Annotated in this window: 18 protein-coding genes and 2 pseudogenes; 8 read left to right on the forward strand and 12 right to left on the reverse strand. The window is 53.0% G+C overall.

Going from position 1 to position 19,823, the window contains the following annotated elements:
- The first annotated feature begins 47 nt into the window (after positions 1–47).
- Together AC3Y64_RS14060 and AC3Y64_RS14065 are read left to right on the forward strand one after the other, a co-directional pair.
- Positions 48–2,450, forward strand: a complete 2,403-nt coding sequence (locus AC3Y64_RS14060) for a membrane-bound PQQ-dependent dehydrogenase, glucose/quinate/shikimate family (protein WP_489984140.1) — start codon at positions 48–50, stop codon at positions 2,448–2,450.
- A gap of 303 nt (positions 2,451–2,753) precedes the next feature.
- Positions 2,754–3,392: a cyclodeaminase/cyclohydrolase family protein gene (locus AC3Y64_RS14065; RefSeq protein WP_489984141.1), complete on the forward strand. Its 639-nt coding sequence runs from the start codon at positions 2,754–2,756 to the stop codon at positions 3,390–3,392.
- A gap of 20 nt (positions 3,393–3,412) precedes the next feature.
- Here AC3Y64_RS14065 and AC3Y64_RS14070 read toward each other — a convergent pair whose 3' ends face one another.
- From AC3Y64_RS14070 to AC3Y64_RS14090, 5 genes are all read right to left on the reverse strand, one after another.
- Positions 3,413–3,847: an NUDIX domain-containing protein gene (locus AC3Y64_RS14070; RefSeq protein WP_306109857.1), complete on the reverse strand. Its 435-nt coding sequence runs from the start codon at positions 3,845–3,847 to the stop codon at positions 3,413–3,415.
- A gap of 245 nt (positions 3,848–4,092) precedes the next feature.
- A complete protein-coding gene (locus AC3Y64_RS14075) occupies positions 4,093–4,275 on the reverse strand; it encodes a hypothetical protein (RefSeq protein ID WP_159811729.1) in 183 nt (60 codons plus the stop codon).
- An 837-nt stretch (positions 4,276–5,112) separates the two neighbouring features.
- Positions 5,113–5,331 carry a hypothetical protein gene (locus tag AC3Y64_RS14080; RefSeq protein ID WP_159811728.1) on the reverse strand — a complete coding sequence of 73 codons (219 nt, stop codon included), beginning with the start codon at positions 5,329–5,331 and terminating at the stop codon, positions 5,113–5,115.
- A 185-nt stretch (positions 5,332–5,516) separates the two neighbouring features.
- A complete protein-coding gene (locus AC3Y64_RS14085) occupies positions 5,517–6,257 on the reverse strand; it encodes an NAD-dependent epimerase/dehydratase family protein (RefSeq protein WP_489984142.1) in 741 nt (246 codons plus the stop codon).
- A 314-nt stretch (positions 6,258–6,571) separates the two neighbouring features.
- Complete coding sequence (locus AC3Y64_RS14090; RefSeq protein WP_400645135.1) at positions 6,572–7,795, reverse strand: zinc-dependent alcohol dehydrogenase; 1,224 nt, start codon at positions 7,793–7,795, stop codon at positions 6,572–6,574.
- 189 nt (positions 7,796–7,984) lie between these two features.
- Between AC3Y64_RS14090 and AC3Y64_RS14095 the strand changes: the two genes are divergently transcribed.
- Positions 7,985–8,683: a glycosyltransferase family 2 protein gene (locus tag AC3Y64_RS14095; RefSeq protein ID WP_489984143.1), complete on the forward strand. Its 699-nt coding sequence runs from the start codon at positions 7,985–7,987 to the stop codon at positions 8,681–8,683.
- Between the two features lie 8 nt (positions 8,684–8,691).
- Positions 8,692–8,955 (forward strand): hypothetical protein, encoded by a 264-nt coding sequence (locus tag AC3Y64_RS14100; RefSeq protein ID WP_489984144.1) that lies wholly within the window; start codon positions 8,692–8,694, stop codon positions 8,953–8,955.
- Here AC3Y64_RS14100 and AC3Y64_RS14105 read toward each other — a convergent pair.
- Positions 8,921–9,202, reverse strand: coding sequence for a hypothetical protein (locus AC3Y64_RS14105; protein ID WP_400645141.1), 282 nt, complete (start codon positions 9,200–9,202; stop codon positions 8,921–8,923). The two genes, AC3Y64_RS14100 and AC3Y64_RS14105, sit on opposite strands and share 35 nt — an antisense overlap.
- Positions 9,203–10,086: 884 nt before the next feature.
- Between AC3Y64_RS14105 and AC3Y64_RS14110 the strand changes: the two genes are divergently transcribed.
- The 3 genes and pseudogenes from AC3Y64_RS14110 to AC3Y64_RS14120 all read left to right on the forward strand — a co-directional run.
- Entirely contained in the window at positions 10,087–10,887 is an 801-nt protein-coding gene (locus AC3Y64_RS14110) for an alpha/beta fold hydrolase (RefSeq protein ID WP_489984145.1), read from the forward strand.
- A 454-nt stretch (positions 10,888–11,341) separates the two neighbouring features.
- A complete protein-coding gene (locus AC3Y64_RS14115; RefSeq protein WP_489984146.1) occupies positions 11,342–11,572 on the forward strand; it encodes a hypothetical protein in 231 nt (76 codons plus the stop codon).
- Positions 11,573–11,699: 127 nt separating this feature from the next.
- Positions 11,700–11,962: pseudogene (locus tag AC3Y64_RS14120) on the forward strand (response regulator); the annotation flags it as partial.
- A 1,160-nt stretch (positions 11,963–13,122) separates the two neighbouring features.
- Here AC3Y64_RS14120 and AC3Y64_RS14125 read toward each other — a convergent pair.
- From AC3Y64_RS14125 to AC3Y64_RS14150, 6 genes and pseudogenes are all read right to left on the reverse strand, one after another.
- Positions 13,123–15,066, reverse strand: a complete 1,944-nt coding sequence (locus AC3Y64_RS14125) for a response regulator (RefSeq protein WP_489984147.1) — start codon at positions 15,064–15,066, stop codon at positions 13,123–13,125.
- On the reverse strand, positions 15,056–15,931 hold the full coding sequence (locus tag AC3Y64_RS14130) for a sensor histidine kinase (RefSeq protein ID WP_489984148.1): 876 nt from the start codon (positions 15,929–15,931) through the stop codon (positions 15,056–15,058). Before AC3Y64_RS14130 ends, AC3Y64_RS14125 begins: the two co-directional genes overlap by 11 nt.
- Positions 15,924–16,896 (reverse strand): annotated as a pseudogene (locus AC3Y64_RS14135) (ATP-binding protein). Before AC3Y64_RS14135 ends, AC3Y64_RS14130 begins: the two are co-directional and overlap by 8 nt.
- Positions 16,893–17,297: an anti-sigma regulatory factor gene (locus AC3Y64_RS14140; protein WP_159811726.1), complete on the reverse strand. Its 405-nt coding sequence runs from the start codon at positions 17,295–17,297 to the stop codon at positions 16,893–16,895. The pseudogene AC3Y64_RS14135 and the gene AC3Y64_RS14140 overlap by 4 nt, the downstream one beginning before the upstream one ends.
- Positions 17,294–17,656 carry an STAS domain-containing protein gene (locus AC3Y64_RS14145; RefSeq protein ID WP_159811725.1) on the reverse strand — a complete coding sequence of 121 codons (363 nt, stop codon included), beginning with the start codon at positions 17,654–17,656 and terminating at the stop codon, positions 17,294–17,296. The genes AC3Y64_RS14140 and AC3Y64_RS14145 overlap by 4 nt, the downstream gene beginning before the upstream one ends.
- A gap of 2 nt (positions 17,657–17,658) precedes the next feature.
- A complete protein-coding gene (locus tag AC3Y64_RS14150) occupies positions 17,659–18,510 on the reverse strand; it encodes an STAS domain-containing protein (protein WP_159811724.1) in 852 nt (283 codons plus the stop codon).
- A 256-nt stretch (positions 18,511–18,766) separates the two neighbouring features.
- Between AC3Y64_RS14150 and AC3Y64_RS14155 the strand changes: the two genes are divergently transcribed.
- Entirely contained in the window at positions 18,767–19,492 is a 726-nt protein-coding gene (locus AC3Y64_RS14155; protein WP_489984149.1) for a hypothetical protein, read from the forward strand.
- Positions 19,493–19,823 lie beyond the last annotated feature (331 nt).

Here is a 19,823-nt window from a genome sequence, read left to right on the forward strand (position 1 = left end):
GACTCCCTTGGTCATGATCTGGGTTTCAAAAAGCCTGTGGAGGTCAGATGAATCTATTCCAGCGCAGTACCCCTGTGTTTACCGGCGCGCTGGTGGCGCTCGTTGGATTAATCCTGTTTGGCGGCGGTATCTGGCTGATGGTGCTGCACGGGTCGCCCTATTACTTGCTGGCAGGGTTAGCGTTACTGATAACTGGTCTCGGTTTGATCAGGGGACGTCGGTGGTCGCTCTGGGTTTACGGTCTGGCCTGGTTGGGGACGGTTGCCTGGGCCTTATGGGAAAGCGGCCTGGATGCTTGGGCCCTGGAGCCAAGGCTTCTCATTCCGACCTTGCTGGGTCTCTACTTGCTGCTTCCTCGCATTCGTCGGCGGCTGCATCCAGGTAAGAGCATCTCATCTGCAGGCAACGTGATTTTCCCTCTGGTTGGAGTGCTGCTCGTTGGTCTGCTTTTCTTGGCGCATCCCTATCCAAAAAATTTTCCAGATCAGGCTCAATCCGCAGTGACGCAGCCTTCATCGTCACGCGAAGATGCCGACACTGACTGGCGTTACTACGGCCGCACGCCTCGCGGTGAGCGGTGGTCTCCGCTCACGCAGATCGATCGGCAAAACGTCGACCAACTTCAACCTGCCTGGGAATACCGAACGGGTGACGTTGCGCGACCCGGAGAAAACAAAGATGGTTACGAATTCAATTTCGAGGTCACACCCATCAAGGTGGGCGATACACTTTACATCTGCACGCCGCACAGCCAGGTTATCGCGCTGGATGCCGTATCGGGTGCTGAACGCTGGCGTTTCGATCCCAAACCAGAAACAGGGAACAACGCTTATCTAGCCTGTCGTGGTGTGGCTTATTACGAGGCCCCGGCAGGTACTGAATGCTCGCAACGAATCATTTCTCCCGTGGCCGATGCCCGCTTGGTCGCGCTGGATGCGAACACGGGCAAGCCCTGTGCGAACTTTGGAGAACAGGGCTTCGTTTCTTTGAGGCAGCATTTGGGTGATGTGCCCAAAGGCTTTCATTTCGTAACGTCGCCGCCATTGGTCGTCCGTGACCGAGTGATCCTTGGCGGGTGGATATATGACGGCCAGAAAACCAACGAGCCTTCGGGCGCGGTGCGTGCCTTTGATCCGATTACAGGTCAAATCGCCTGGGCATGGGATGTGGGGCGTTCCGAAAGTGTTGTCAGCCACCCCGCGCCCGATGAGAATTTCACTCCTGGCACCCCAAATGCTTGGGGTGTATACACCGCCGACGTTGAACGCGGCTTGCTGTATCTGCCGACTGGCAATGCAGTGCCGGACTACTACGGTGCTAAACGCCGGCCATTCGATGAGAAATATTCGAGTTCCGTGGTTGCGCTCGATATCGAAACAGGTGCACCCCGGTGGTCTTTCCAAACCTTGCACCATGACCTTTGGGACATGGATGTGCCCATTGGCCCGACCCTGGTAGATTTGCAGGATACCAACGGCAAAAAAGTTCCCGCTCTGGTGCAAACCACTAAACGCGGCGAATTGTTTGTCCTTAATCGCGAAACTGGGGAGCCTGTTGCCCAGGTTTCAGAGAAGCCCGCCCCTCAAGGCGGCTTGCCTGGTGAACCTGTGTCCGCAACGCAACCTTACTCAGTGGGCATGCCTTCCTTTGCACCACCTCAAATAGAGGAGAAAGATACTTGGGGGGTAACTCCCATCGACCAGATGCTATGCCGAATAGAGTTTCGCAGCCTAGATTACAAAGGCGCGTTTACGCCGTTCGTCTTAGATAAGAAAACGTTGGTGTATCCAGCATTCGATGGCGTCATTGACTGGCATGGAGCATCAGTCGATCCTGAGCGCAAGCGCTTATATGCGAACCTGAGCTACATCCCTTTTGTTGCACAGACTCTGGAACGGTCTGATGCGGAGAAAAAAGGTCTGGTCGAGCCATGGGATGGCAAAGGACAGCCTCCAAGGCCCAAAAAATTCGCCATCAATCCTCAATACGGCACGCCTTATGTGGTCAAGGTCGATCCGTGGCTTGGGTTATTGGGCGCACCTTGCAAAGCTCCACCGTGGGGGCAACTCGCAGCAATCGATCTGCGCACTCGCTCCATCGTCTGGAAACACGATGTAGGCACAACCCGTGACATGGGGCCCATGGGGCTGCACGTCAACCTGCCTTTTCCAACAGGGATCTTCAATATCGGCGGCACTGTCACTACTAGATCCGGGCTCATATTTATGGGAGCAACTGCGGACGACTATCTGCGCGCATTTGATGCGCGCAACGGCAAAGAACTCTGGAAGACTAGGCTGCCAGCGGGAGGGCAGGCAACGCCAATGACATACCTTGGTAAGGACGGCAGACAATACGTCGTAATTGCCGCTGGGGGTCACGGTGGTTTGCAGACTAGGTCAGGCGATTACGTGGAGGCGTTTGCGTTACCAAAAAGAGAGGCACCATGAGCAAAAACATCCGCCGTCGACTTGAACGTTCATTTGGGTAAAGACGATGAGCAGTATCCCTGTAGCGCTTCGCCTAACTCCGCGAGTGAATAATGATGAAGCGCTCTCACCATAACAATCTAACCTGGTTTTTGGCTGGCTTCGCAAGCCTGTGTGCACCGGCCGGCTATCGCACGACCAAGGTTCAGTTGGCCGACCCGGCGGTACAAGACCAGGATCCGAACCAATGTTGCAGCGACTCAAACCTCAATACTCCTGAGAACACTCGTCTAGCTGCACAGTACAATCGCTGAGGATTACTAAATGAGCCTATGGTCATTCACTCTTGATTCGTTTTGCGAACAAGTCGCCTCAGTGGCTGCTGTACCAAGCTGCGGTGCCACCGCATGCGTCATAGCGAGTTTGGCGCTAGCGCTTCTGCAAATGGCGATTCGCAAATCCTGCGATCAGGAAGTGGGAAATACTGCGCTAGGTATTGCCGCCGAAGTAGAGCAGTTGCTTGATGTGATGAAAGCGCATGCCGACAATGACATGCGAACTTTCGGTGCCTTTACTGAGAACGCTGCGGCAGGATCTTCTCGTCCCAGTCGGCAGCATGCGCTTGACATAACCTTAGGTTCATTAGCCGCTGCCCGGTCGTGCTATGAGGGTATCGCGCTTGCGCAAAGCGCTATATCAAAAGTAAAGAGAACACTGCAGTGCGACGTGGTCTCCTCTGCTTTAATGATGCACGCAAGCCTTTCTGCGCTTCTCATAAACGTTGAAACTGATGCCGCCAACTTTACTCCTTCTACCCACACAGAGGAGCTGACGCGAACCCGTGCCGAATTACAGTCACAGGCCGATGAATTACTGGCACGTCTACGGAGCATATCGACTATGGCCGCTGTGTCCGACTCCGTCGAGCTTGGCTCTCTGGGGCATGACGCCCATGGAGAATGAAGGAGATTACTCCAGCTTCCTTATGAAAATAGCCCGTGTAATTTCAGTAGCTCAACGTTGTGGGGCTTCACCGATACAGATTTCAACTCAGCGTGAGTGAACCACCGGCACTCGACGATTTCTGCGCCTGGACGCGGTTGGTCAGCATCTCGGACAGTTAGTCGATAAAGGTGATGTTCTTCTCGATCAAAAACATGATGCCCCAGAAATTCGGCGTCCTTGAGCTCTAAGCCCGTCTCCTCCTTCAGTTCTCGACGAGCGCCTTCGACAGGTAGTTCGTTCGCTTCAACCTTTCCACCGGGAAGTGACCATTCAGGGTTCTCCTTACGGACGAACAGGATTTTCTCTGCGAATTGGCAGATGACGGTTCCATGTAATTCTTTTGAGCCGCTCATGATCTCCACACCTCCTTTGAGAGTGGTGATTGCAGTAGCGACAAAGTTCAATGGTTCCACTCAACTGTCCAGACCATCAGATATGCCGCTGTATTTGGGTCAATTCCACGACGAGCTGCATGCGTTCGACTACGAAGTTGTGCCGCACGTCCTCATTAAGCGAAGGATACGAAGGTCGCCATTGGGTTCCTTTGACTGCATAACAGCGACCTTCAAGGGTTGTTGGATGCCTCTTCGTCACAATTCGCGTCACATTTCAAAATGTCATTGCGCGGGCCCGTTGAGGCCCGTTAAGAGGTATCGTTTTAGGCGGTGCGAAACGGTAGCGCTTGGTGCTTGGGTAAGCGCTTATAACGCGCTTGAGCGACAGCATTGCGCTGAGCAAGAGGATGGTGCCGGCGGGCGATGCGCAGTACTCCCCACAACATGGAAATTGCTATCGCCGTCCAAGCGGCAATCATGCTGACGATGGTCATTGCAAGGCTCATAAATCTCTCCCATTGCTTTGTCGTCTGTAATCTCTATTTAGGTGACCTTGAGATGCGATGGCGATTCAAATTATTTGGGGATATCGAATGGAATTCGCTGGTTAACAATACAGCGGAAATTTACCCAACGAGGGAGCAGGAGGGCGCTCTACGAAAATGAATACAGGCGAGAAAGCGGCGCGGCGCCAGGCTTGGGCGGGTAGAGAGCACGTGTATTAGCCGGTGGAGGACGACCCGTAGGATCTTGCGTGACAAGCTCCGATAGCCCGACTTGCGAAGGTAGGTTTCTGGACAAAGCCTTGCTCACTGGAAGATCGCGCTGCGCACGCGATGCAGAGGCTTCTTTACACCGACCATTTTTTGAGGGCAAAAAAAGACCCGCGATGGGGTGCGGGTCGGTAAACACTAAAGGAGTGACACAACCGTACACCCGAAAATGTGAAATTATCGTGAAGGGTGCAGCAGCGCTTTCTCTGAAGGAATTTCAGACAGTGTTACCGATGACGTCTTCTGCGCTCGACCCCCAAGCTGATCTTCAAGCTTTGGTAGAGAAGTATCTGTGTTAGGCCAATCGGTCAGGAGACTGAGCTCATGGCTAGGGGGGGAGAGCTTCTGGTGCAAATACGCGATCTGTTGTCCTACAAACTGAGCAGAGTAAGCGGCGGTTGAGATCATTACCGCAAATCCGAGACTGGCGATCACCCTGAAGACTGACATGGCGCTTCCTTATCGACCTACATCGGTTAAATCATAATGCGTCCATTGAGCGCATCGAGCAAGTTCCCAGAAGACCATAGGTAGGCGGGTCATAAGCGACGGACGAACTGAAGACGATGCCTATGAGCGACGTAACTGCATGATGGCATCCGTAATGCCTTGGGCGTTTTTGTCTAGAGTTTCCATGGCTGCAATTGCGTTGGCAACGGCATCCCTCGCTCCGCTATCAGAAATCCATTTAGTCATCTCTTCGATGGCTGCACATATCGCGTGTTGATTGTGCAGCAGCAACGTTAGAGCATCGGCCGTAGCGATTTTTGCTTCAAAGCATTCAGGCATGGGTATCGTCCTTGAGTGTGAGATAGGAGACCGACTCATCCCGGCTGCCGAGTCCGCTTCTTAGGAGGAGACTTCTGACGAGTCGGGATAAGAGAGCTCTTCGGTTGAATTGAGAAGAATCAGCCAGTGACTCGCAGGCTGTGAGCCCGGCCAGCGGTACAAAGTGAGCTTGAAGATGCTCGAATTCAATCGGTTTCTGCGTGTCCTTCCAAAATCCCAAATCCATCGTCACGCGGGGCATATCCAACGACCCGCTTGGTTTTTTCGATAGCAAGTCGCTTGTATCTGTTGTCCGAGACACCATGAACAACGTTGAACCCGCTCATCTCGGCTTCAACGCAGTTGCGCAGTAACGCGACAACATCCCTCACACTGATAAAAGCAGCGACGTCCCTGGGGCTGTGAACTTCACCTGGATGAAATTCTGCTACGTTGGCAATACGCACAGCGACGGTCGTCATCTCGCCATCGTTTGCGTACAACGACGACAGTGCTTCCCCAAACGCTTTGCCGACGCCGTACATATTTCCGGGCTTCGGCGCCATGCATTCGTGAACTTGCACATCCTTTGGATAGCCTTCGACGGCCTGAGCGCTGCTGGCAAATATGAAGCGCTTGCAGCCTTGCGTCTTCGCGGCGAGCAACATGTTGTAGGTGCCGACGATATTCACGGGCAGCACAGAGGTCATGAAGTCAGCATTCGGATTCGGATCAGCCGCTAGATGAATCACGGTGTCGATACCTTCACAGGCTTCAAGGCAGCGGGACAGATCGGTGATGTCGAGAGAGAAGTTTTTTTGCGAGTCGGGGAACTGCGTCACGCTGACATCGGCTAAACGCAAATCGAGTTCATCGCCATACGCCGAATAAAAAGCGTTGCCGATTTTGCCCGCAGCCCCCGTCACTAGAATCTTTCCTGCGCTCATTTCCGTATGTCCTCAGGGGTGAGATTCCATTCAGGCATCTCGTATCCGATGAGTATCACCCTTACCCGCTGAGCATCAAGGCGTTTTACACAGCCGCACGTAAAACCTGCTTTCAATCGAGTCAATGCCAAACTCAGCGTCATTGAGTAGGTGGATACAACCGCATTTAGGCTTGCCGAGATTGCTGGTTATCGGAATTTACCATTCCCTCGGTCTGACCCTTCACGCTGTGATCCATAGTTACCAACCGATGAATAAGGAGGAGAGTCTGCGGTGAGCACCGAGCCTCTCGCCCTTTGCGCTTATTGACGGATTTATGTAGTCAACACTGCTGCGCTGGTATCGCTCTCCGGCATTGCGATGTGACTATCGCCAGGTGTGAGAATAACCTTTCGACAGTCCTCTTCTTTTTTATCAAAAATCTTGTAACCCTCGGCAGCCTGCTCCAGCGACATGCGGTGGCTGATGATCACTTCCGGAGAGAGGCGACCCGTCTCGATGTGATCGAGCAGCTCAGGAAGGAAACGATGCACATGGGTCTGCCCCATTTTGAAGGTCAGGCCTTTGTCGAACGCGTCGCCGAAAAGGAAGCCATGAATAAATCCAGAATAAACTCCAGGTACGCTAACAATACCTCCGCGTCGAACAGCCGCGATGCATTGACGTAGAGCTTTGCCGCTGCTGCCTTCGAGCTTGAGGGTGGCGAGAACCGTCTCTGTCGTACTGCCTTTGGCTTCAAAACCAACCGCGTCCACCACGCCGTCCACGCCCCGCATCCCTTTAGTTTGCCGAATAATCGTGTCCGCAGGATCGTCGTCTTCGTCAAAGTTTATAGGAATTACGCCGTACGTTTTCTGTGCGTAGGCCAAGCGGTAAGGATGGTGATCGACCATGAAAATTTGGTCGGCTCCGAGCATCCTTGCGCAAGCTGCGCTTAACAGTCCGACGGGCCCTGCACCATAGATGGCAATGCTTGAGCCATTGCCAATTCCAGCGTTTGTTACAGCTTGATATGCAGTCGGCAGAATGTCTGAGAGGAACAATACTTTTTCATCTGACAGTGTTCCAGGCACCTTGAAAGGCCCGGTATTGGCTTTTGGTACGCGCACGTATTCAGCCTGACCACCTGGTATCCCGCCGTACATATGACTGAAGCCGAAGAGAGCAGCGCCAGGTGGGATGGCCTTTTTGTTTATGATCGCGCCCCGTCCCGTATTAGTTGTTTCGCATGCTGCAAACAGATCCATCGCGCAGAAAAAGCAGCTGCCACAGGCAATGACAAAAGGAATGACAACTCGGTCACCCGGCTGGACAGCAGTCACCGCTGAACCAGCCTCTTCTACGATTCCCATGAACTCATGGCCGAAGATGTCACCATGCTCCACGGTTGGTATTTTTCCTCGATAGAGATGAAGGTCAGATCCACAAATCGCCGTCGCGGTGACTCGTAAAATGATGTCGTCAATATCCTCGATGACTGGATCTGGAACGGTATCGACTTTAACGCTGTGCGCGCCGTGATACGTGAGTGCTCTCATGACGTCTTACCCCTAACTTTCGCTGGATGTCAGTGGGAGATGAGTCTCGAGTGAAGTAAGTTCAGAGAGAAATAGGTGCAGATGACTAGCGGTCTGCGTTTATACACCCACGCTATTTTTTAAACTTATTGTTGAGGAGGAGTGTCGACCACGAGAGCTTGTAACTCTGGTGGCTGGGAGGCCGCGTTTATGATCGGTGTTGTGATACCTGCCCATAATGAAGAACGCCAAATTGATGCATGCCTTGCCTCCGTTTTAGTGGCTGCCGAGCATCCTGCTTTGGGCCAGCCGGTCTCGATAGTCGTTGTTCTAGACGATTGCTCCGACCAGACGGATCAGATCGTTTCAGCTTTCGATATAAGCGCAATCGAGGTGTGTTATCAGAACGTGGGCCAATCGAGAGCTGTTGGCGCCGATCACTTGCTAACCGCAGGCGCGAAGTGGCTTGCCTTCACCGACGCGGACACTGTCGTTCCGCACGATTGGTTGGTGAAGCAGATTGAATTCCATGCCGATGCAGTTTGTGGGACGGTTGAGGTGGACAGCTGGAATGAACACGTTGATCTGGTTCGCGCAAAGTACATGGAGCTTTACCAGTTCATAGAGAACCATCGGCATATCCACGGCGCTAATCTCGGTATCAGTTTCGAAGCCTATCGGAATGCTGGCGGGTTTCAGCATCTGACTGCTCACGAGGATGTCCATTTAGTCGCAGACCTTGAAAGGATCGGCGCGCATATCGTGTGGACGGCAACCAATCCAGTGATTACCAGCGCGCGTAGAACCTACAAATGTCAGGGTGGGTTTGGCGAGTATTTGGCCAATCTTGGTGCTTCACTAGGATTACCTGCACTTAATTCGCAAGTCAGCGCGGGTGTTTCTCTTTGATACCCAGTATGTCAAGGAGATTCAATTTGGAGTACATCAATTACATACAATGGCCCGCCATGGTAGTGACGGTGGTCTCAGCTTGGTTCATCGGTTCGCAACGACCCTACCGACGCATGGTTGCCTTTTGGGGGTTCATTACGAGTAATGCCTTATGGGTTATCTGGGGACTTCACGCTGATGCCTACGCCCTGATCATGCTTGAGTGCATACTTTTAGGCATGAATGCCCGTGGCTTTAAAAAGAATTTCGACGGCCACCGTCAGAGCTGAGATTTTCCTCCTGCTTTCCCTTCAGATTTTTTTTAAGACCCCGAAAGTTCATGAGGAACAGGCAGAGCTGCAGGACGATCAACGCATACGCCTGTGCATGCAAACCCCATATCACCCAGAGTACGTTGCTCACGCTAAAGCATACGAATCCGATCATCCGTCGTCGTGGCCGCTGTGATCCGATCAACCATGCGGCGAGCACGGTTACCGCCATCGCTGGCCATTGAACCCAATCCAGATAACCCAACCTACCTCCTTACGCAGTGTCGTGAGCTGATACGCAAATGTTAGTGGTGAGCTAGTTAATCGGACTTCTGCCCATCGGGGGAGCCCTTCGATTTAGCCAGGATGTAGCAAGGATGAAGCTGGCCGTTAGGATGGGTTGTGACGACCACAGATATCAAAGACCAACCTTCATGAAGCTTCAGGTTTGCTTCGTTCGCTGACAGTGCTTCCATCACTTGGCTTGTTTCAGATATATGCATCTCGTTTTCTCGTCCTCAGGGTTCAAACATTTTGTCGCCGCACTCGAGTAAGAGTTCATTTATCCCTGATTTGCTTTTCCGGATCGTTCGTGGAAGGTCAGGGTCTAGATTTACTGTTGAAACCATGGCTGCGGGGTTGCACGCGTGAGCAAAGCGCACATGACTTGCAGATCGACTTTGAAGGTGGAAGAAAGCCGGGCTTTGCGGATGGTTGAGTGCCAGTTTCCTCACGGGCAAAAGAATTCAAAGCGCAATTGCCGCTAGCGCGTATGAGGTGATTGTCGAGCGACGCCAACGCGATATACCGCAAAAAATTTACGTTGCAGCCATCGTCGGTTGGTAGTCATGCTAGGTGAGTGGCCACAACCTATGTTACGACGAGGCCACGGCGTCGCGATTAATGGCGTCGGCAAGCAAGCTAAACGATGACTACGACGCCAAGGTGAGCAACATCGTGAAAGCGAGCGCTGATCGTCGGGCATTCGAGAAAAGCTTGTCTGAATTCGAGGTGTAGGGCCAAAGGCTATCGAGATTTTCGTGAGGGAAGCAGCCGCTGGTTTGTTCTGAATGTCCCTAGCCTGATCAACAGAATATTCGCGTTCTTATCCACCGCAGCCTTTCAAGTTAGCGCAGCAAGGGGGAAACCATGACAACGCGAAAACTGACGATCAAAGACTTGCAGTTGAACGTTTCAATCTGTGGTACAGGGTCGCCGTTGCTGTTGCTAAACGGACTTGGAGGATTGATTCGCTCCTTCGATTTACTGCGGGAGGAGCTTGCCGACTACACGACTATTGCGCTGGATGTTCCTGGGGTCGGGAAATCACAAACGCCTCGCTGGCCACTGCGTCTTTCGCGTCATGCCGATTTGATCGCCAAGTTGCTCGAGCAATTGGGGTTCGAACAGGTAGATGTCTTTGGCGTGAGCTGGGGCGGCGCATTGGCCCAAGAGTTCGCTCTACGTCATCCAGGCATGGTACGCCGGCTGATCCTCGCAGCGACGTCCGCCGGCCCATTAGTACTGGTAAAACCTGCCGATATCCTAGATTTTTTCGGCAAGAGCAAAGGCGGTCAAATACGCAACAAAAAAAGTGATGGCAGTTCGATAAAGACATTGCTGCACTTTGGCGCGGTGAAGGGCATGCTCTCAGTCAAACCGCGCTCGTATTTTCACCAGCTCGCTGCCCTGATCGGTTGGACAAGCCTGTTACGGCTATTTCGTTTGCGCCAACGCACACTGATTCTCTCCGGCGACCGGGACGCGTTGGTGCGACTTTACAACGCGCAGATTTTGCACCGCGTCATTCGCCGTTCTGATCTGCACATCCTACAAGGAGAGGGGCATTTTTTCGTGGTGACCAGTGCAAGGCAAACTGGCCATTTGGTGCGTGAGTTCCTATCGCAGCGGCATGACGACAAACCCACACTCATGCGTACGACAACGTAGCCAAGCCACACGGTGTAAAGTTTCAACTGGAGTTAATCCTTGATCCCTATGAGGCGCGCTCTTTTATGAAGCGTCAGCCATCACCGGTAGAATTGGTTGAGGGCAAGCATTTGGAACGTCGACCAGCGGCCCGGCAATGAATTTGATGAGGGAAGGAACCACCGACCACCGGGCAGCAGCGGCCTGGCACGTCCGTCGAAGAGCCTTTAGTGATCGCGGCAGCATCGCTTGGAAGACTAGTGAATGATGTCTAACATTCATTAACCCAAAATGTTCAGGTGCAGGCCTGTTTGCTCTTGCCTCTGATCTACGCGGCACTCATGATCCGCCATTCATCAAAATGATAAGGTTCTATGAACAAGCGACTCGCAGGCCTATCTTTTCTGGTGACCTTGGTATGGGTGACCATTGTCTTATCTGTCATGTATTGGATGTCGCGTTGAAGGTCGTAGCGATGCACGATGTAGTACTTAATGAAAAGATGAAGCGGGAGGCAGACCGACTCCTCGTGCAGATTATGCGCGCTGATTCGATGATCGTTGCGGTAAAGGCCGGGGCGAGGGCGGATGGGTTCGTTTTGGGCATGGAGGTCGCCGGTGGGCTGAGAGCTGGTGACGCCGAACGGCTCTACATCGTTTTTGATCATGCGCTTGAAGAGCGGCTGAAATCGCTTGCTTCTGTCTAAACCGACTTACCGCTTTGATTGGAGTGGGTCGATTCGATCAAATCCGGGCCCTGGTTTCGCACATTGCCTATTGCTCAATCCGGCTTGAACCATTCGGATGATTTGTGCGGGGCTCCTTGCAACGAGAGCCATTGAAAAACTGAACGCCATTGAAAATATTGACCCTGTCTTGATGGATATCATGGTGCCGGCAATGGACGGTTACGAAGCCACCGCGCGGATTCGGGAAAATCCTGCGCTCCGTAGATTGTCCAGTATCGCTGTGACTGCCCAAGCCTCGAAGGATGATCATGATCGGTGTTTAGCCGCTGGCGCGAACCATTGTTTAGCCAAACCGATTGATCTTGACCGGCTTTTTCACTGATTTGCGTCTGGATTCCCAAGATCTAACGGCTCAGACGATCAGCAGTGCTACTTCGATGACTTCGTCGAAATACTCCGGGACGCTTAGATGGATTCGGGGCGCAACGTAGAGCAATTTGGTCATGTCGTTCCTGGTAGGCGACTTGCCCTTCATTGATATTCAGTGGGTTGGGGCGTGTGAAGATCGTTTTTCAAATTCCTTGACGTCTTGCGTCATGCTAGATAATTGCTCAGATCCGACCAGAATCACGGCGCTCTGGTCGGTCTCTTGGCACGCGGCGATTCTCGGCGAAATTCGGGACATAGCGAGCCGTGGAAATGATCGATGGCTTGATAGTTTTTAAACGAGTACGTCCTACCATTATGCATTCGAACTCCCCCTGTCCGAAGGCGACTCACGTCCAAGATGCCCGCTGTTCTTCGTGTCAACTAGTAAATGCAGATTCACTTTGTTATATAATATTAGGATTTTATTTTCGGAATACCTAACGGAGCGATCTGAAGAGGATTGTGTAACGGCGGTAGTTACTGTTATTGCCATTGCAAACTTTATTGGCGACACTTTTGCTTGTGCGTAATTCTCTCGCTTGAGTTTAGCTTTCGGGATTGATTTTTTCGAGTAATGATACGCTAAAATCATAGCTTGATATTTGCGGAACCGTATTTTCCAACCGCGCACGTCCCAACCAAGCTCGGGTGTTTGAAATATTGAATCCCTTTTTTATTGAGTAAAGGCGCTCTGCCAAATTGGTTGATATTCGGAAATTACCACATCCGCCATTGCAGTACGTTTCGACCCATTTGCTTGATTTCACTTGGATGTGCGCATCAGAATTACAGATTAAACATTTCATGCTATTTCTCCGTGATTGCTTGCCAAGTGTAGTCGGCAAAGAAAGGAGAAGGTCAGCAAAGTCGAAGTAAAACAAGCTGGGCTTATGCCTTTATTGATATTAAGATTTCTAACGGCCGTTTCGCAAGAGAGATTCGTTGTTTTGGCGGTTAAAAATTCATCTGTAAGAAACGTTGACGGGGCACAGCACGAGGATATCAAGGCAGGAATACCCTAGACAATTTAGGCTCTTCCCTTATATTGGTTGAATGTCGCAATCCGGGTTACTGTGCACCGACTATTTATTTCCAGTTCGCCATTGATTAGCTATTGTGCCGCCACTGCATGGGACGCTTCAATGCGAATCGATCATGTTGCGAACTTTGGCTAGCAACTCACTGATCTGGAATGGTTTAGTAATCATCTCCATTCCGGCGCCGAGAAACGCTTGACGATTGGTCGCTGTTTCAGCATATCCAGTCATGAAAAGTATGGGTAAACGTGGACGCCATCCGCGCGCCACATCCGCCAAGTCGCGTCCGCTCATGTCAGGTAAGCCAACGTCCGTGAGCAGCAAATCGATTGTGGAATCGTTTTCCAGTTGATCCAGAGCCGTTTTGATATCTGGGGCAAGAGTGCAGTGATAACCGGCGTCCTGCAGTACTTCGGCGACAAACATCCGCACCGAAGGCATGTCCTCGACGATAAGCACGTGTTCGCCAGCCCCTTGCGGATCGACAATCGGCGCAACATTGTCGACGTGCTTAGGTTCATAGGAGGCTGGCAACATGATCGTCACTTCGGTACCACGTCGAGCGACGCTGCGGATGTGAGCACCACCACCTGACTGTCGGGCGAAACCGTAAATCATTGATAAGCCGAGGCCGGTACCTTGACCGAGCGGTTTGGTGGTGAAGAATGGGTCGAAAACTTTGTCGATCACACTGTGTTCAATGCCGGTGCCGTCATCCCGAACCGACAGTGCCACATATTCCCCGTCCTTTAAGTTCGGATCACCATGGGTGGACGCGGCGTACGTATGAATCCAGATATTGCCACCCTCAGGCAACGCGTCTCGGGCGTTGATTACCAGATTGAGCACCGCACTTTCCAGCTGCACCGGGTCGACCAACGCGATTGCTGTTTTATTTGTCAGTTCCAGTTTAAGGCTGATGCGTTCGCCAATAGTGCGTGTCAGTAAATCTTCCAGCGAGCGCACATGCTCGTTGACATCTACCGGACGCGTGTCGAGCGGCTGTTGGCGTGAAAAGGCCAGCAATCGGTGGGTTAAGGCAGCGGCGCTCATGGCAGAGCTCAGGGCCGCTTTTGCATAATACTGAATCTTTTCCGGTCGCCCATCAGCGACACGTCTCTCGATTAATTCGAGGCTTGTTATGATCCCGGTCAGCAGGTTGTTGAAATCGTGGGCTATTCCGCCGGTGAGCTTACCGAGCGCGTCCATTTTTTGCATTTGGAGTAATTGGGATTCGGCGCGCACGCGCTCGGCGACTTCTTTGGCCAGTTGCGTGGTGGTGTCGTCCAGTCGTGCCAAATTAAAGCGTTCTCGGTGGCGATACTCCGTGACATCTTCAATAAAAACCAGGCTGAGTTTCGGCGTGCGATAGGGTGAAATCTGCCACTCGGTCTCGCGAATCTCGCCGAACACTTGCATGTTTAGCGTGCCTTTCCAGCGCTCGCCATCGACTAGCCCCAGGCGCAGCTCGTTGAGGATTGCGCCTTGATCGTCGGCGAAGCATTCGCGCAAAATCTGTGGATCCTGATTATCGAGAATCAGTTGGGCAAACGCATGATTACACTCGTGCACCTTGAGGCTTGCGTCGAGCACCGCTATTGGTGCCGACACGTTGGCGAAAATCTCGCGGAAGCGCGCCTCGCTCTCACGCAGGGCGTTTTCGGTGTCGCGCACTCGCAGCAGCGTGCGCAGGGTCGCTAGCAACACGTCCGGGTCGACTGGATGAATGAGATATGCGTCGGCGCCCGCATCGAGGCCAGTGATAATATCTCCGGTCTGGATTGAGGCAGCCGACACATGGATGATCGGTAGTAAGGCCATAGCAGGTATAGCGCGCAGGCGACGGACAATGTCGAAGCCGCTCATATCTGGCAAGTTGACATCCAGAATCAGTGCATCCAGCGGTTCACTCGCGATCAGCGCTAAACCATCGCCACCGGTGCCGGCCTCTAGTACTTCGTAGCCATGACGTTCCAACTGTCGACGCAGGGCGTACCGCGTGGCGATGTTATCGTCGACGATGAGCAATCGAATTTCATGTTTCATCGACGTTCTCCAGAGCGATGGCAAGTGGAATTATCACGAAAAAGGTTGAACCGACGCCCGGCGTGCTTTCCAGCCCGACTTCGCCGCCCAGCAGGGCCGCGAAGCGTTTACACAAAGACAAGCCAAGACCCGTGCCACGTAGACGTTTCTGCAACGGCGAGTCGACTTGGGAAAAGTCTTCGAACAATGCGCCATGCAGCTCGGCAGCGATACCGACACCGGTGTCGCTGACAGCAAAGCGCACGCTAGTAGCTCCTTCTAGGCGCGCGGACACTCGCACTTCGCCACGGGTGGTGAACTTCAGCGAGTTGGAAATGAAATTGCGCAGGATCTGCGCGAGTTTTTTGTCGTCTGTAAAAAGGCGCGGTAGGCCAACCGGTTGCTCGAAAATCAGATCGACCGCCGAGGCATCGACAATCGGCCGAAACATGCCCCGCAACGCAGAGAATAGATCGAACATGTCGAACCATCCCGGATAGATAGTGATGCGCCCAGCCTCGATTTTCGCCAAATCGAGCAAGTCATCCACCATATCGCTAAGTTCGCGGGCTGCCGTGCTGACAAACGCCACCTGCTTGTGTTGTTCGCAGCTAAGGGGGCCGTCGAGCTCGTCAGAAAGCAGCCTGTTAATACTGAGAATGGAGCCCAATGGTGTGCGAAATTCGTGGCTCATGTATGCCAGAAACCGGCTTTTCAGATCCGAAGCCTGGCGCAGTTCCTCCGCTTGCATATCGAGTTCGGCGTACAGGGCCAACACGCCCTGATTGGTTTCATCGAGCTCTTCGCGCAGCGCCGTGGTTTCGCTTTGCAGCTGTGTAATCAGCGCGGTCTGCTCAGCGCTGTTCATAGCGGGCGACTCAGCCATGGGCGGCCTCCAGGGCAATGACCAACACCGTTACATCGCGAAAGAAATAGCGGTGCAGGACGTTGACTGCTAGATGGCGATATGCCAAGCCGGGTCGGTCTTGAAGGTTCCAGCGGGACTGCAAACCATCGGTGTACATGATCAATAGATGTCCGTTCACGTGAGCATAGTCAAAGGGTCGGGCTTTTCGGTATTGCACACCGACGATGCCTGGATGCGAGGCCAATCCACGGGACTTGCGGCGGCGATCAGGCTGGCGCCGATGTTGCCGATGCCGCCAAGGTAAGGCTGGCGCGCCCGGCATCGAACTGGGCAGACGCAATGGCACCGTCACGGTTTTCGATCATGTCGTGGTGTATATCTTCCATTAGCATCAACAGTTTGGCGAAGGTTTTCAGGGCAAATGTTTCGGCGCCTGCAAGACCGGCACGTTCGGCTTCTTCACCATGGCCCAGGCCGTCGATGATCAACGCGCTGATGTTGCCGTCTTCATAGGCCAGCTGCCAGACATCGCCGCACGCATGATCGTTGTGCAGTGAATGCTGGCTGACCCCAAAACGAATGTCCGTTGCACGATCTGAGCGCGGATGCACCGCGCCACGGGCATCGGCGTAGACATCAAAGACTTCGGTAGGGCGCGAAATCGAGCCGAGGCCAATGCCTTGGGTGCCACCAGTGGAGAATCCGTCGGCCCGACAAGCCTCCAGATCAAAACCGTGGGGCCGGTCAACGGCGAGCATTTCTGTGCCAAAGCTATTTGGGCGCGGCAACACCTGAAGGTGCATTTCACCGTGGCGGCCATGATTGAGTATGTTACTGGCAAGCTCTTTTGACACCGGTGCCACGCGTCCGCCATCACCATCAAAACCATGAAATTCTGCGAGTTGCTGCGAGGAGCGTTGGGGATAACCCATCTGACTGCAATCCTGAATGGGCAAGACGTTTATCGACTCAGCAGTACTCATGTCCATCGGGTGATCGTTATTCGAGTGCCTTTGCCAGGCTCGGTGTCCAGTTCAAACTCTTCGACCAGCCGTTTTGCGCCAGTCAGACCCAGACCCATTCCGCTGCCGGATGTCCAGCCGTCGGTCATCGCCAGTTTGATATCGGCGATGCCTGGGCCTTCATCGCGAAACGTCAGACGCAGACCGACCTTGTGATCCTCATCGAGTATTTGCCAGTCCATGTCGCCGCCACCGCCGTACACCATGGTGTTGCGCGCCAGCTCGCTGACGGCCGTGACCATTTTGGTCAGGTCGATCAGGCGCATGCCGCAGTCGGTGGCGAGCTTGCGCGCGGTCTGACGCGCGAGTACCACGTCTTGCTCGATATGGATCGGTTGAGTACCGCTACTGCGCACGGTCATTGCTGCAAGACTCGTTCCTGCAACAGTTTCATTCCGCGCTCGACGTTCAAAGCGGTACTGACGCCTGGCAAGGTCATGCCGAGTTCAACCAGGGTAATCGCGACCGCTGGCTGCATACCGACCAGTACAGTCTCGGCGTCCATGATTTTCGACAGGCCGGAAATCGTGCCGATCATCCGGCCAATGAACGAGTCGACCATGTCCAGCGCCGAGATGTCGATCAACACCCCGCGCGCCGAGGTTTTGCTGATGCGTTCGGACAAATCGTCCTGCAGGGTGAGGGCGAGTTGGTCGTGCATGTCGACCTGAATCGTCACCAACAGGAAGTCGCCCATCTGAAGAATCGGTATACGTTCCATGCTCAAGCCGTCTTGACGAAGGTGGTACCCAAACGGGTCAGTGCCAGCTTCAGCGCATCGGCCAGATTGGCTTTGGTCACCACGCCTTGCAGGTCGAGGCCAAGGTGCACGATGGTTTGCGCGATTTGCGGACGCACGCCGCTGATGATGCAGTCGGCACCCATCAGGCGAATCGCCGTCACGGTTTTCAGCAGGTGTTGCGCAACCAGGGTGTCGACGGTTGGCACGCCGGTGATGTCGATGATGGCGATTTCCGAGCCGGTGTCGACGATGCGTTGCAGCAGCGATTCCATCACCACCTGCGTGCGCTGGGAGTCGAGGGTGCCGATCATCGGCAGTGCCAACACGCCGTCCCACAGTTTCACCACCGGGGTCGACAGCTCCAGCAATTCTTCCTGCTGACGCTTGATCACCGCTTCACGGGATTTCTGGAACGTGCGGATGGTGTGCATGCCGAAGGCGTCGAGCAGCTCGGAGACTTCCCAGAGTTGTTGGGCGAGCAGCGCCGGTTGTTCTTTGTAGTGAGCTTGCAGCAGGTTAAACAGCGGGCCTTTGAGGGAGAAAATGAAGCTGGCGGTTTGCTGCGAATCCTGGCCGAGCAGGGCGCGGCTGTGCGACAGCTTTTCGAGGAACTGGCGGGTGGCTTCCCAACCCGGCGTGTTGACGTTGGTGCCGTTGTCGTTATCGAGGCCGTTGACCACCAGTTGCAGGAACTCACTGGTTTGTTGCTGCACGTCATGGTCTTTCAAATTGCGCGTGGCACCGCTGGCTTGCAGGCCGTTGATCCATTCGCTCAGCAGTTGTGTTTGCTTGTTTTTCATCGCATCGAGTGTGCTGTTCTGCAGTGCTGCCATGTGTCTATTGCTCCGTAGCGAAATGGGGGGCCGAGCGATTGGTGTGTGGAAAATGACATCGGCATTCAAATTTTTTTCAGTAAGGTGAGATTTTACATCTTCACCTTGCTCCTAGCTTTTGATTTTTCAAGCATCGGTTCAACCAGCATTAATACTCGGGCATTGCGGTGCAAGCATTTCGTCGAAGGTTTCTCGCCTTCGAGATGAGGCTAGATTACTGTGTTTATATACAGTGTCTCGCAGCGAGCTCTTACTCATGAATTTCGAAATGGCTAAATCGATCAGACTGCAGCGATGGCACACAACCATTGCTGATAATGACTTTCGAATGCAAAACCCCGAGGGTCATCGGGAAACCCTCCTTGAAATGGCAGCGACACTGCTGAGGGAAGGACTGATAAATCCGCTCGAGCAATTCGACTTGAAGGAAATGGCTGATGCCGCTTATTGGCATGCGGTGGAAGAGCTTCAGCATTCTCCAGACCACTACCGAGGTGCGTCGACTTACAACGTCGTACAGCTCGACAACGGAAAATTGCTGGGAACAATTAGACGTTCAATTTTCAATTATGCAAGTGATGCGCCGAGAGGGGCGTCATTTTCGTACGACGGTAAGGTCTACACCGACTCGGAAGGTGCTCGTCTGACTATGTGTCTTACTCAAAAAATCGGAACGATCACCGGGCTGATTTTGCAATTGTCAGGTAGAAAATACCGATTGATTGAAACTGAGCGGATGATCGAAGGGGTGACGCACCATCCTCTGTCTGACGGTGATACATACCGACTCTTTATAGATGTCGCCCAAATCGCTCAGGAAGCTCGTGATTTACGAGTTTTTCAAAGAGTTCGACCTCACATTGAATCAGCAGTCTTCTGCATTTGTCCCACCTGCCTCGATCGATTTGGCGATCGCGATGATTGTCAAAATTGCGCCGGCAAAGGTTTCTTGACGCGGACTTTCCCCCCGGTTCAGCGTTGAAAGCGTGTTGCACTGACGCTCTCACAGGACTTGAGTTGAAGAATTTTAGCCAATCTGCGCATAACATTTTGAAGCACGACGCTTTGGATTGGGGAGAAGGTAGACGTTTGAGTGATTCAGGCTAACCAGCTGCGTTTTTGTACGTAGTGAATAGAGCGGAATAACAGACATATAGCCGATACGTGCCATAAACCTGAGAGATTTTGGCGGACAATTGAATGCATGGGCATTTCTAGCTGTGAACATAAAAATTGACGAAGCGAAATGCTCTGCTTAGCTAAAGCGAACATGGCTTATAGAAGGCCAGCCATTATGTTCAACAGACGCAGAG

The organism is Pseudomonas sp. 4CAES_32.4 (assembly GCF_058136335.1).